Genomic DNA, 13,940 nt, shown 5'->3' with positions numbered 1-13,940 from the left:
CCAGTGCTAGCTTTTCGTACCGTCACTTATTGCACTGAAAACGAGGAGACCCCAAATTCCAGCGTGGCGATGCTGTAGGTGATGTTCTCGAGCGCGTCTTCGATGGGGTGCGCAAAGGTGTACATGGGGTAGATGCACCACTTGTCGCCGCTGTTATGGTGGCGCGCATACTTGATCCGGTAGAGGGCGGGATCCCGTAGGTTGATGTTCGGGCTTGCCATGTCGATTTTTGCCCGCAGAATTGCGGCCCCTTCAGGCAGATTTCCAGCCCGCATCTGTCGAAAGCGCTGCAGATTCTCATTGGGGCTGCGGTCCCGGAAGGGGCTCTCAACGCCCGGTCGAGCAAAGTCGCCGCGATGGATGCGCAGTTGCTCCGCAGTCTGCTCATCGACGTATGCGAGGCCCGCCTCAATGAGATATTCAGCAGCGCGGTACATGAAATCAAAATAGTCGCTGGCCTGGTAGAGGTGGCTGCCTTCTCTCGTCACCCAGTCGAAACCAAGCCACCGCACCGCGTCCTTGATGCTGGCGACATACTCGAGGTCCTCTTTCTCCGGGTTCGTGTCGTCGAACCGAAGGTGACAAGCACCGCCATAGTCCCGTGCCAAGCCGAAGTTCACGCAGATGCTCTTCGCATGGCCGATGTGCAAGTAGCCATTGGGCTCGGGCGGAAATCGCGTGCGAATTCGAGCCCAGTCCTGGATCCCAAGGGCGTGGTGCTGGGCGTCGCCGGGGCTGCCGCCCCAGCGACGAGCCGAATACGTGCGGCGCTCGAGGTCCTGGTTGATAGCTTGACGAAGAAAGTTGCTTGGTTGAACTTCCTGCGTGGATGTCTGTGAGCGTTTTTTCAAAGTCACATCCTTTCGAGAGTTCACCAGGCGGCATCTTGAATGTCAGCATGTCGCGACCGCGCCATGCCGAGCACGTAACCAATGAAATTGGTAGCTCGTGCTTGGGCCCGTCGTCTAGTTAATCCCATCCACTACCAGGGCTGCTAGAGCAGGCGTTCGATCGGGCTAGGGTCCTGCAGCAGCGTCGGGATGAGCTCATTGACCGTGGGGTGGATGCCGATCAAGTCGGCGAGTTTTTGCGCCGTCATCCCGGAACTCATTGCATTTATCAGTGTATGAATCACTTCGTCGGCGCCTGCGCAGACAAACGTTGCCCCGAGCACCTGATCGTTCTGCGCATCGGTCAGCACGCGCATGAATCCCCGCGTCTCTCCGCGCTCGATGGCACGTCCAACTCGGGTCATCGGCATTGTTCCCACGAGAACTTCCCTTCCGCTGCGGGACGCGTCCTGCAGGGACATTCCGACGCGCGCCAGAGGCGGATCCGTGAATACGGCGTATCGAACGGCCCGGCCATCCGCACTGCGTTCGCGCTTGTCCAGCAATGTGCTCGCGACGATCTCGTGGTCATTCCACGACGTATGAGTGAATGCCCCACGGCCGTTCACGTCGCCCATGGCCCAGATTCCGGGCTGCGACGTGCGCAGTTGTGCGTCGGTCGTTATAAATCCGCGTTCGTCAACCGCCACGCCGGCCTTGGCCAGACCGAGGTCTTCCGTATTGGGCTGACGTCCGACGGCGACAAGGACGTGAGTGCCATCCAATGGCACACGTTCGCCGCCCTGCAAAAAGCTTAGCTGAGGCCCAGTGGCTGTGGCTTGGAGATGAAAGCAATCCGCTGACAGGTAGAGCCGAATACCGTCGTCCAACAGCGCATCCTGGACGACTTTGGCGGCATCCTCGTCCTCTCGAGGAAGGAGCCGCGCGGCTCGCTCAACGATGGCTACGTTGCTGCCCAGTCTCTGGAGTGCTTGACCAATTTCTAGCCCTACGGGTCCGCCGCCGACTATCAGCAAGTCCCGTGGCAGCTCTTTGAGATCGAAGAAAGTGTCTGTCGTGAGGAACGGCACCCCTGCATCGCGAGCCCACGGTGGCTCGACCGGGCGGCACCCTACGTTCAGAAAAATCTGAGGAGCGCACAGCAGGCGCTCGCCCACCGACACGGTGCTGCTGTCGTCAAAGCGCGCATGCCCCGGAATGATTGACACGCCGGCGATCCCGGCAAGCCATTCGGTCAGATTCGTTCGGGATTGACTTGAAATTGCCTGGACACGCGCCTGAACCTTCGGATAGTCAGCCGAAGGAAGCGTGTCGATCGAAACACCGAACTCGTTGGCTCTGGCGATCAGGTGTGCCACTCCAGCACTGGCAATCAGGGTCTTGCTGGGCGTGCAGCCGGTGTTCACGCATGTGCCGCCCAATCGCTGACGCTCGATCAGTGCCACGCGTTGGCCTGCTCGTGCCAATCGCGCCGCAAGGGCTGGACCGGCTTGCCCCGCCCCAATCACTATCGCGTCCCATTGCTCAGGCATCACTCTTTGCCTCGACTTTCAACGTGTGGAAGCTCAATGTAGCAGTCTGAACTGCCTTACACGCCAGAACTGCCTCCTGCTCACGTCACGGACCGACCACAGGAGACGTATTCCGGACTATTGGACACACCAGCAGCCGTAGAGTGCCCGTTGAGAAGGCCCCAGCGATCAAGGCATTCGCATATGACTGTACTTGAGGCCAGTTCTCGCACGAGTCGCTGCGTTTCCCAATAGTCAGCAACCGTATGGCTTCTGCGGACTCCGTCGGCTGTACAAACAATGGAGATTTCGCATGCGTGTTCTGGTTATGGGTTCTGGTGGCGTCGGCGGCTACCCGCCACCTTTGAGCAGCTTGGCGCGAAGCCGGCGAACGACCGTCGACTGGCTCACCCCGAGCGCTTTCGCGACCGCGCGCGTGCTGCCATGACGGCGTAGCGCGTCCTCGACCAACTCCAGTTCCAGCTGGTCCCTGCGGGTTCGCAGCAACCCGGCGTCGGGCCGCGGCGGCGGCGACGCGCGCGTCATGATCGCGTCCAGGTCTTCAAGGCCGACGAGGTCGGCGGGGCTCGTCACTATGAGCCGCTCGACCACGTTGCGCAGCTCTCGCACGTTGCCCGGCCAGGGAGCGTCGTGCAGTCGCCCGAGCACGCGCTCTGCCACGCGCTTGTTCAGCCCGTATTGCCGGTTGAATTCGGCGGTGAAGGCCCGCACCAGCGGCAGGATGTCTTCGCGCCGCTCCGCCAGGGGCGGGACATGGATCGGGACCACGTTCAGCCGGTAGTACAAGTCGCTCCTGAACTTGCGCTCGCCCACCATGTCCAGCAGATCACGGTTGGTCGCGGCGATCACGCGGATGTCGACCACCACCGGCCGCGTTCCGCCCAGGCGCACCAGAACGCGGTCCTGCAAAACTGCGAGCAGCTTGACCTGTAGGTCAAGCGGCAACTCACCGATCTCGTCCAGGAAGAGTGTGCCGCCTGAGGCCAGTTCGATCAGACCGTGTTTGCCGAGTCGCTGCGCCCCGGTGAACGCACCCGCCTCGTAGCCGAACAGCTCGCTCTCCAGCAACTCACGGGGCAAAGCACCGCAATTGATCTTCATGAAAGGCCCCGCCGCGCGGCGACTGGCGTTGTGGATCAGGCGAGTGACGACTTCCTTGCCGACACCCGACTCTCCGGTGATGAGCACCGTGGAATCGACCTTGGCGACTCGAAGCGCCAGCTCGGCCAGACGGCGTATCGCCGGGCTTTCCAGGATGACGCCATCGATCTTGAGGACTTGCGCGCGCAGCTCTTCGATCTCGCCGTCGACGCGCCGCAAGTTTTCCTGCGCGATCGCCAGGTCCTGCTGCAAGTTGATCAGCTCCGTCATGTCGCGTGAGTTGATCACCACGCGACGCACGCGGCCCGCTCCATCGAAGAGCGGCATGCCGGTCACCATGATGGTCTTGCCTTCGTGGGTCTGCTGCATGGCGGACATCCGCTGTCCCGTCTCGGCGACCTTGCCCGCGATCACGGGCCGGATCCAGCCCTTCTTCTCGAACTCCGACACGTGGCGGCCGACGAGGTCCGCGGCTTTCAACCCGTAGTTGCGCTCGCAGCCTTCATTGACGAAGAGGGTGACCCCGCCACCGTCGGTCACGAAGATGCCGTCGAACGAGTGCTTGAAGATTTCCTCGAGGTCCCTGCACGTTTCGCGCAACTGCTCCAGTTCGAGTTTGGCCGCCGCGTTCATGCCTGTCTCCTGAAGTTTCGCCACAGTATAGCGGCCGAACCAAAATTGACTCAAGCGGCGCGATCTGACGATGCCTCGCGGGAAAAGCGCTATTCCACAAAGGGCTTGGCGTCATTGAGTCATTTATGGTTCGTCGAACCAAGTGTGAATCAACGTGGCGTGAAAGCCGTCCGATACGCATCGCCAACGCATGGTGGGCCTCTGGATTGCGTTGCTTTGCCCGGTTTTCAGGCTCGATTCATCGGGTAAACCCGAACAAATTCTGGCATGTGAGTTGCGATGTCTTCCGCCACAACCACAGGAGACAACCGCATGAACCCATCCACTTTGGCGCAGCCCGGTTTGCATCACCCGCATGCGCCACCCCTTTCCGATATCTCGTCTGCGGACACATGGGATCGCGCCCTCGAAACCCCGCAATTCAAGACGCTGATGTCCATGAAGCTGCGCTGCGTGCTGCCCTTGCTGGGTGGCAGCTTCGCGTACCTCATCGCCATGACACTCTTGGCAGGTTATGCCCCGGCGTTCATGGCGCAAAAGATCGTTGGTTCATTCAACATGGGCTATCTGCTGGTACTGCTCACCTACCTGATGTGCTGGATGGTGTCCGTGCGCTACGTGTTGACAGCAAACCGCGATTTCGACACACAAGCCGACGCGGTGACTCGCTCGCTCGGCGCGGGGAGCACGCGATGAAGGCACTGACACTCGTCATCTTCACCGTCATTCTGGCGTTGACGCTGCTCATCACCTGGTGGGCCGCGCGGCGCACGCGCACGACGAGCGACTTTTACGCGGCGGGCGGCAACCTCACGGCGCGCCAGAACGGCTTTGCCCTCGCCGGCGACTGGATGAGCGCGGCCGCATTCCTCGGCTTCTCGGGCCTGGTCTCGCTGTACGGCATGGACGGGTCGCTCTACGCGGTTGCAGCATTGGCGGGTTTTCTGGTCATCCTGATGGTGGTGGCCGAGCCGATGCGCAACACTGGCCGATTCACTCTGGGCGACGTGATCGCCTATCGGATGCGGTCGCCGCAAGCGCGGCTCGCGGCGGTGGTCGGCACCGTGGTCGTCAACCTCGCCTACCTCGTGCCTCAGATGGCCGGGGCGGGGGTGCTGATGAAACTCATGCTGGGCATCTCGTACGAAACTGCTGTCGTGCTTACCGGCGTCGGCATGATGGTCTACGTGATCTTCGGCGGCATGCTCGCCACGACGTGGGTGCAGATCGTCAAGGCGCTGCTGCTGCTCACGAGCGCGGCGGTGCTTGTCGCGGTGCTGCTGGTGCGCGTGAACTTCGATCCGCTCAGCCTGTTCTCGGCGGTAGAGACCACCTACGGCGCGCACATGCTTCAAGCGGGTGGCTACCTGAGGCATCCGCTGGATCCACTGTCGCTCATCCTGTCATTCATGCTCGGCGTCGCCGGCCTTCCGCACATCATGACCCGCTTTTTCACCGTTCCGGACGGGACGACGGCGCGGCGCTCGGTGATCTGGTTGATGTTCCTCGCCGGCAGCTTCTTTCTGGTCACCACGCTGATTGGCTTCGCCGCCGCCACCTTCGTGGGACAGGACGCAATCCGCGCGGCTGACAAGGGCGGCAACCTCGCGCTGCCGCTGCTCGCGCAATACCTCGGCGGCGGCGCCGGTTCGCTGGGCGGCCAGATCTTCCTCGCGGCGATCTGTGCGATCGCCTTCGCGACGATCCTCGCGGTGGTCGCGGGGCTCACGCTTGCGACCTCCGGTGCCGTCGCCCATGATCTGTACGTCAACATTCTCAAGCGCGGCAACGTCACGGAGCAGCAACAGGTGCGCGTGGCCAAAGCATCGACCTTCGGGATCGGCGCCCTCGCGGTCGCTCTGGGCTTGCTCGCGCAGGGCATCAACGTGGGCGTGCTGGTCATCCTGGCCATCGCGATTGCCGCGTCGGCCAACTTCCCGATCATCGTGCTCTCTCTCTTCTGGAGGCGCTTCAATACGGCGGGCGTGATCGGCGGAGTCACTGCGGGACTGGTCTCTTCGGTGGGGCTGGCGCTCTGCGGTCCGGCCTTCATGGGCGCCGACGCCCTGTTCCCGATCCTGAATCCAACGCTGGCCAGCATGCCGATCGGCCTGCTGGGCGCCCTCGTGGGCACCTGGCTGGGCGGCCGCAACGCAGCGAACGAGGCGCACTTCAGCGAGGTGTTCTTCCGCGCCCAGACGGGTTTCGGCGCCGACACCGGCACGCCGCATTGACCCCCTCCCCTGTCTTACGCCATTTCCTTACCACCCACACCCACCCATGAAAAATATCCAAGCCATCGTCTTCGACCTCTACGGCACGCTCTTCGACGTCCACTCGGTTTCCACCGCATGCAACACGGACTTCTCCGGCCGCGGGTCGGAGATCAGCCTGATGTGGCGACAAAAGCAGCTGGAGTACACCTGGATGCGCAGCCTGATGGGCCAGCACGAGAATTTCGAGAAGGCAACCCGCGACGCCTTGGTCTTCACGTGTCGGCATCTGGGCCTGCAACTGTCCGCGAACACCTGCGACGCGCTGTGCGAAGCGTACCTAAACCTCTCACCCTTCCCCGAAGTCCCCGCCGCGCTGAAGGACCTTCGGGCCCGCGGCATGAAACTCGCGATCCTCTCGAACGGTTCGGCAAATTCGATCCAATCCGTGGTCCGCAATTCGGGCCTCACCGCGGACTTTGAGCATCTCATCAGCGTCGATGAGGTCGAAGTGTTCAAGCCCCATCCGCGCGTCTACGAGTTGTGCGAAAGGCGCGTCGGCGTCCAGCGCGAGAACATCCTCTTCGTCTCGTCCAATAGCTGGGACGCGACCGGCGCTGCGTATTACGGGTACCCGACGTGCTGGGTCAACCGCGGGAGCGGCGCGTTCGACGAGCTGGGCAAGACACCCGGCTTCATCGTCACCGGCGTGGATCGCATTGCGTCGGCGCTGGCGCAATCTCAACCGGCCTGACAGCGGCATGCGAATTCGCGATGGCGCCAGTTCCGACCAAGTCGCGCGGTTCATGCCGCGTCTGATAATGGACTTCATCGGCGCCGGTCTGACGTGTATCGCGGGCACGCTCGCGAATGTCGCGTTCGATGGCGGTCCGCCGGCGGGGCGTTGGTCCCTGGTGGGCGTCAAGCTGCTCGTTGCCTACGCGGCGGCGTGCGTCGTGGTCCTCGTCCTCTTCCCGATCGTGCGGCCCGCGCTCGCGCGGTGGCTCGATATGCTCGTCAACCGATTGAGCTTGCCACCTCCGCATCACGATGCGGAGCGTCGCTGAGAGGCAGGGCCGCCAAGCGCGCGTGCGGGCAGCAGGTGTTGTCTTCCACTGAAAACCGCACCGCTGGTGTACGCCCATCGTCGACACCTGCCTCTGCGCGCGCAGGTGTTCATGAACTGGCTAGCGACCTTGATGGCGCAGCGGCTGAAGTGACGACAGGTTGGCTGGTGATTGCCGGCGCAAGCCCTCAGGTCCGTGAGAAAAAGCAAGGACGGGTGTTGACACTTCCACACCATGGTGTATCTGCCAAGCACCTTCTACGCCGATGAACCTGATCACATGCTGGCGACAATCAATGAACAGCGCTCGCCGTTGTCCGAGAAGTCGCTTGCTTACCTCTATCGGTTTACATACCTCCGGCCGAAGCTGAGGCAAACTATTACCGGCATCTCGCCAATCAGGCTGCGGCCGCTGCCTGACTTAAACCAACCGGCCTCCACGAAACCCGGGCGGTTCACTTTACTCAGCTAGTTGACCACCTGTCAGACTATGCTCGTACTTTGAGCGCCGCCCATCCCGAGATCGAGAGCTTGCTCGTGTTTGGCATCGATTGTCGGGCATACAAATGATTGAATTGCGGTGCGGCGGTGACGCTGCTAAAGATGGCCTCCACAGCCATTGATCCAGCCCGATGACGTATCGACCGTTAGCCCCCTGAGCCTGTCGAAGGGTTGGAATCGGTGTGGGTGTGACCTGCCCCCCACAAGCCGTACCAAGCTGAAGTTAGTGAAGTCCGTCAACCACCAGGAGAATGACGGACATGAAGAAGAGCAGATTCACCGAGGATGGCATGGACGCCTCCTGAGTCTTTTTCGATCACCATGGAGGTCCCACTCACTTTCCAAGGAGACCGCCATGCTTGCTGTGATCGGACTGGATATTGCCAAACGCTACTTTCAATTGCACTCGGTAGATCCCGCGACGGGGGAAATCACCAAGCTGAAGCTCAAGCGAGCAGAGATGGTGCCGTTCTTCTCGAATCGACAGCGTAGTGTTGTTGCGATGGAGGCGTGCGGGAGCTCCCATCACTGGGCACGCCAGTTGCGCGCACTTGGCCACGAGGTGCGACTCATTGCGACGAAGTTTGTCAAGCCGTTCGTCAAGGGCAACAAGAACGATGCGGCCGATGCTCGGGCGATATGGGAGGCAGCGCAGCGGCCCGAAATGCGCTTCGTGCCGGTCAAGACCGAGGCCCAGCAGGCGATCTTGGCGCTGCACACCATGCGGGACGGCTTGGTCAAAGCCAGGACTGCCCAGCTACACCAGCTCCGCGCGGTGTTCTACGAGCTGGGGTTCGCTCTTCCGGAGGGGCGGCATTGGTGCGTTAAACGTCTGCCGGAGGCATTCGCCAGCCTGGAGGACAAGATCCCCGCCATGGCGATTGAAGCGATGCGGGACCAGTACCAGTTGATCGTGCAGCTCTCAGAACGGGTGGATGCGATCGAGCGCAAGTTGGAAGCTTTTAAACGATCGGATGAGCGCTGCGAGCGTCTGCTGCAGATTCCCGGTGTAGGGTTACTGACCGCGACCTCGATCGTTGCCTCGGTGGGTGACGCCAAGGAGTTCAGCTCTGGCCGAGAGTTTGCGGCCTGGCTGGGAGTGGTGCCTCGGCACAGTGGCACGGGCGGTCGTGTTCGCATCCTTGGCATGAGTAAACAGGGGAACTCATATCTCCGGGCCATGGTGATTCACTGTGCCAGGGCGGTCATGGCGCGCCAGAAGGAGCATTCGCCTTGGCTTGAACGCCTAATGCGGGATAGGCCATGGAACGTCGCTGTGGTTGCTTTGGCGAACAAGATCGCACGAACGATCTGGGCCATGCTTGCCCACAGCAGGAACTACACGCCAGAGATCCAACAATCGGCAGCATGACCTGCGTGGCAGCTCAAGGAACCTGAGGTTTGGCAGCGCGAAGATGTGTGATGGCTGAATAGGTTGGACCGGGAGAGGTAGGGCCTGAATTTGCTCTGGAGCTCTCAAAGCTCGATCCGAAGATCAAGGCACCTCTCAGCGAATCCCATCAGGGCCAGCGGGCAACAACGCCTGCGTCAACAGGCCGGATATAAGAATGCAGCCCGCCAATACGGCCAACACGCAAAGCGCTTGCAACTTGGGAGGCGTCCATATAGGAACAAATCATCGGCTTCCTCAAGCAGGCCGAGGCCGGCATGCCGATCAAGGAGCTGTGCCGCAACGGCGGCTTCAGCGATGCCACTTTCTACAAGTGGCGCGCCAAGTTCGGCGGCATGCAGGTCTCGGAGGCACAGCGCCTGCGGGAGCTCGAATCCGAGAACGCCAAGCTCAAGCGCCTGCTGGCCGAGGCGCACCTGGACATGCATGCGCTCAAGAGCGTTCTGGGGGTAAAGCGCTAGCCCCACAGGCCAGGCGCGAGGCGGTTGGGCGCATGGTGAGCGAGCACCATTTGTCCGAGCGCCGAGCGTGCCGGCTTGTGGGGCTCTCCCGCGACAGCTACCGCCATCCACCGACGGCCGACCAGGCCACGCTGGATCTGCACGAGAAGATCGTGGAGATCGCGCATGTGCGTCGGCGCTTCGGCTACCGGCGCATCCACGACCTGTTGCGTCCCCAATTCCCCGGTGTCAATCACAAGCGCGTGTACCGCTTCTACCGGCAAGCCAACCTGGCCGTGCGCCGGCGCAAGAAGAGCAAGCGGCCCATCAACGAGCGCGTGCCGCTGCAGCTGGCACGCACGGTCAACGAGGTGTGGAGCATGGATTTTGTGAGTGACAGCCTCTCGGGCGGACGGCGTCTGAAGTACCTCACGGTGGCCGACGACTTCAGCCATGAGAGCGTGGACATCGTGGTGGACTTCGGCATCTCGGGCCAATACGTCACACGCGTCCTGGACCGCGCTGCGCTGTTTCGCGGGTATCCGACGGCGGTGCGAACCGACAACGGACCGGAGTTCACCAGCCGGGCATTCATGGCCTGGGCGCAAGCGCATGGCATTCGCCACATCCTGATCCAGCCGGGGCGCCCGATGCAGAACGGCTACATCGAGAGCTTCAACGGCAAGTTCCGCGACGAGCACCTAAACGAGTGTTGGTTCCAGACCCTGCATCAGGCAAAGATGGCCGTGGCGGTCTGGCGAACGGACTACAACGAAGTCAGGCCGCACAGCAGCCTGGGACGCATGCCACCAGCTCGCTTCGCCGAGCTGCATCGCCAGCGCGCTAGCGATGCAGCTCAATCCCACGCAACCCCAAAACCAATCGAGTAATCTTGACCCCGGACTTCCAACTTTTTGATTGGTACGCCTACAGGGGGCAGGTCAGGTGGGGGCTTCACTACAAGCTCAGTTCGAACGGACCTCTAGACTTCACCGGGGCGGATCAATAAATACAACAAAGCAGCCCATTAGCTCGCCTTCACCGCACGCTGGCTTCTGCGATAGCCCGCTAGAATTACTATTTAACAACCGGCTTGGAGATCCGGGTGCAGATTGAGGTGCACGCTGCTATCTCGTTTGGGTTGGAAGTCTTCGCTTTCTTTGGTCTGGTTTCAGTCTATATGGAGGTGTTTATGGAAAATTCAATCGCTTTCTTCCTGAAGTTGACGGCATGTGTTTGGTGCGGAATCGCGTTCCTGCGGAGCTCTGGTGAGAAAAACCTTCCAACCCAAGCGAGAGATTGCGTGTATTGAGATCTGTCACCCGCCAAGAGGGGCGCAGGGGGTTCGATTCCCTCTCTCCGCACCAAATTCAACTTCAAGGAGTGCTCGCCAACTCCACTGTCGAACCTGGCCCAATAGCTCCTACATGTGGTAACTTGCACGCCAAGAAACTCGTTCGAGGGAGTGATCCATGAGGCTAGAGTCTTTCCGTGTTCAAAACTACCGAAGCATTGTCGATTCGGGCTGGGTAGAGATTGATGACATCGCGGTCATCGTTGGCAAGAACGAGTCGGGAAAGACGTCGCTGCTGAGAGCACTGTTGAAATTCAAGCCGTTTAAGGCAGACCCGTACAGCCTCGACCGAGAGTGGCCTCGTGGGAAACGCAAGGACCGGTCCGCCGCATTTGAGGTGGTAACGACTCGGTTTCGGTTCTCGGATGAGGAGAAGGCAAAGCTCACCACCGTGGACCCTGGTTACGCCGGCCTTGAAGGCATCGAACTCGGAAAGTCATATGAGGGAAAGTTCTTGCCGAGATACCAACCGCATGGAGTGCCGAGCGCGAGGAACGGCGCTTCTGCGAATGCGCTGTTAGGGGTCGAGGTAGACAAGCTTTTGATTGGGAAGTCGGCGGAAGTCGCCAAGACTTTGAAGGACGTTCTCACGGTCGCAAAACCGAACTTCTCTGACGCTGATGCGGCCAAAGCGAAGGCGTTGATACCTGAGGTGAAGGGCCAGCTTGTCGAGGCGGCGACGCTGATGGGGGATGCTGTACTCGCCCAAGCAATCGGCTCTGCATGCGATGCCGTGCTGACAAAGCTTTCGCAGTCCCCGTGGGATGAGGCGTGGAAGTTAGTGCATTCGTGGATTCCGACGTTCATCTACATGGACGACTTCCTTGCATTTAAAGGCACTGCGCATCTGAACCAAGTGAAGCAGCGGAAAGATGCGAATCAGCTTCAAGACGACGATCGCACCATCATCACCATTCTGGAGATGGCGGGCCTCGACCTCGATGAGGAAGTGACGAAGGGTGGGGAGAACGATCGCGAGCAGCGCATGCTCGACATGAATGACGCCAGTCAGACGCTCACCAACGAAATTGCGCAGCGATGGTCACAGAAAAGATACGAGGTGCAGTTCAACGCCGACGGGTACCACTTCGTGACGTTTGTAAAGGACGAATCGGCCAAAGCATTAGTGCCCTTGGAAGAGCGCTCCAAGGGATTCCAGTGGTTTTTCTCGTTCGACATGAAGTTCATGTATGAGACCGATGGTGACTTCGAGGGCGCCGTGATACTTCTGGATGAACCCGGCATGCACCTGCATGCGGCGGCGCAACGTGACTTGCTTGCTCGACTTAAGGCCTACGCCGAAAACAACCAGCTCGTCTACACCACGCACCTGCCGTTCATGATTGACATGAATCGGCTCGATAACATCTGGGTCGCAGAGGATCGACCAGGAGAAGGCACCAAGGTGCATAACGAGTGGGCGGCCGCGGACAAGGACGCACGGTTCACGCTGCAGGCAGCACTTGGCCTGTCATGGGCCCAGTCGCTGTTCATTGGTCAGAAGAATCTGGTCGTGGAGGGAGTAACCGATTTCTGGTTCCTCAGTACGTTGTCCACGCTGCTCGGCGAGGCGGGCGAGACCGGCCTGGCTGATGACCTCGTCGTCACTCCAGCAGGTGGCGCCTCCAAGGTCGCGTACCTGGCAACACTACTTATGGGGCAAGAGCTCAAGGTCGCAGCTCTTCTCGATTCCGACGAAGAAGGCCTGAAGGCCCAGAAGCAGTTGGTCCATAACTGGCTGCTTGCTGACAGTGATGTTCTCATGCTGGGCACGGTTGCTGGGGCTGCGGGGACATATGCAATCGAGGACCTTTTTGACTCGACCTATTACCTCGAACAATCCAAGGCCGCGTATGCCAAGGAGCTGGGAGGGAAGGCAATCAAGTTGCCGGCGAAGCCTGAAGGCTCAATAGTTGACCGCTTGGCCCTGCATTTCGAAGGACAGGGGCTTACGTTCAACAAAGGGCGCGTTGCCAAACGCATCATGAAGGACTTGGCTACCAAGCAGGCCAAGGACCTCCCGGTCGAGACTTTGGACGGCTTCCGCAAGGCCATTGCCGCGGTAAACGCTGTGGTTGCCCGTTGGAGCTAGAGGCTTTGCCCATCGAGTTCGTTGCATTTTTCAAACTGCTGCCTCAGCAGCACGAACATTGAAGATCAACGGCTCCAACCTTCGGATGAGCAGGCAAGGTCAGCTATACCTTGCACCGACCGCTGGCGTCGCGGTCTCGTTCAAGCCGCTAAGCCCGGAATGCGTCCGAGACCATGAGTTCGTGGTACTGCAGCGAACGACCGCACCCGCCCTGCTTTGAAGCCACTCGGCCCAAAGACGTGACCCGCGAAAGGGTCGACTGAGGACGCTCATTTGCAACCTAGTCGGCAACTATTCACTGTTCCATGCGGCCATCAACACAGACATCCTGCACAGACATTCGTGCAGAACAAGCGGCATTTTGGGCGGCCGCTCAATCTGGAGCTCCATCCTTGCTCCTCTGCGGCCTCTTTCTGGACGAGTTTCTTCGTTCTTGCGTGAGAATATTCTGTTCAATCTTTGTTGGCACTTACTCAATCTTTGTTAGCAAATTTCAATCTTTGTTAGCAACAAACATCATCGATGCAAAAGAAGAAGTCGCTGTATCACGGTCACCGGTTTCCTGCCGTGGTGATCAGCCAGGCGGTGCGCTGGTATTTTCGATTTCAACTCAGCCTGCGCGACATCGAGGAGCTTCTGTTCGAGCGCGGTGTGGTCGTCAGCTACGAGACGATCCGGCGCTGGAGCGACAAGGGGTCTCCTCGTTTTCAGTGCAATAAGTGACGGTACGCAAAGCTAGCACTGGC

9 protein-coding genes and 2 pseudogenes are annotated in these 13,940 nt (G+C 60.3%); 8 read left to right on the top strand and 3 right to left on the bottom strand.

Going from position 1 to position 13,940, the window contains the following annotated elements; all coding sequences use genetic code 11:
- Positions 1-53: 53 nt before the first annotated feature.
- From ACODTB_RS25495 to ACODTB_RS25485, 3 genes and pseudogenes are all read right to left on the bottom strand, one after another.
- A pseudogene (locus tag ACODTB_RS25495) lies at positions 54-857 on the bottom strand (glutamate--tRNA ligase family protein); the annotation flags it as partial.
- A 137-nt stretch (positions 858-994) separates the two neighbouring features.
- Positions 995-2,383 (bottom strand): mercuric reductase, encoded by a 1,389-nt coding sequence (locus tag ACODTB_RS25490; RefSeq protein ID WP_488929869.1) that lies wholly within the window; start codon positions 2,381-2,383, stop codon positions 995-997.
- A 330-nt stretch (positions 2,384-2,713) separates the two neighbouring features.
- On the bottom strand, positions 2,714-4,117 hold the full coding sequence (locus ACODTB_RS25485) for a sigma-54 interaction domain-containing protein (RefSeq protein ID WP_488929868.1): 1,404 nt from the start codon (positions 4,115-4,117) through the stop codon (positions 2,714-2,716).
- Between the two features lie 312 nt (positions 4,118-4,429).
- Here ACODTB_RS25485 and ACODTB_RS25480 point away from each other — a divergent pair, with 312 nt between their 5' ends.
- The 8 genes and pseudogenes from ACODTB_RS25480 to ACODTB_RS25445 form a co-directional block, all read left to right on the top strand.
- Positions 4,430-4,813, top strand: a complete 384-nt coding sequence (locus tag ACODTB_RS25480) for a DUF485 domain-containing protein (protein ID WP_488929867.1) — start codon at positions 4,430-4,432, stop codon at positions 4,811-4,813.
- Positions 4,810-6,351, top strand: coding sequence for a solute symporter family protein (locus tag ACODTB_RS25475; RefSeq protein WP_488929866.1), 1,542 nt, complete (start codon positions 4,810-4,812; stop codon positions 6,349-6,351). The genes ACODTB_RS25480 and ACODTB_RS25475 overlap by 4 nt, the downstream gene beginning before the upstream one ends.
- A 46-nt stretch (positions 6,352-6,397) precedes the next feature.
- The gene (locus ACODTB_RS25470) at positions 6,398-7,084 is read left to right on the top strand and encodes a haloacid dehalogenase type II (RefSeq protein WP_488929865.1); all 687 of its coding nucleotides are present in this window, start codon (positions 6,398-6,400) and stop codon (positions 7,082-7,084) included.
- A 7-nt stretch (positions 7,085-7,091) separates the two neighbouring features.
- Complete coding sequence (locus ACODTB_RS25465) at positions 7,092-7,397, top strand: hypothetical protein (protein WP_488929864.1); 306 nt, start codon at positions 7,092-7,094, stop codon at positions 7,395-7,397.
- Positions 7,398-8,252: 855 nt separating this feature from the next.
- On the top strand, positions 8,253-9,269 hold the full coding sequence (locus ACODTB_RS25460; RefSeq protein WP_488929863.1) for an IS110 family RNA-guided transposase: 1,017 nt from the start codon (positions 8,253-8,255) through the stop codon (positions 9,267-9,269).
- Positions 9,270-9,565: 296 nt separating this feature from the next.
- A protein-coding gene (locus ACODTB_RS25455; RefSeq protein WP_488929862.1) for an IS3 family transposase occupies positions 9,566-10,638 on the top strand; the annotation gives its coding sequence in 2 pieces (ribosomal slippage) (positions 9,566-9,758 and positions 9,758-10,638; 1,074 coding nt in all).
- Between the two features lie 582 nt (positions 10,639-11,220).
- Positions 11,221-13,194 (top strand): AAA family ATPase, encoded by a 1,974-nt coding sequence (locus ACODTB_RS25450; protein ID WP_488929861.1) that lies wholly within the window; start codon positions 11,221-11,223, stop codon positions 13,192-13,194.
- A gap of 522 nt (positions 13,195-13,716) precedes the next feature.
- Positions 13,717-13,896 (top strand): annotated as a pseudogene (locus ACODTB_RS25445) (IS6 family transposase); the annotation flags it as partial.
- Between the last annotated feature and the right edge of the window lie 44 nt (positions 13,897-13,940).

It is taken from the genome of Hydrogenophaga sp. FG152, assembly GCF_057809615.1.
Note: the sequence above shows the minus strand (reverse complement) of the source record. Positions and strands in the feature narration are given on the sequence as shown.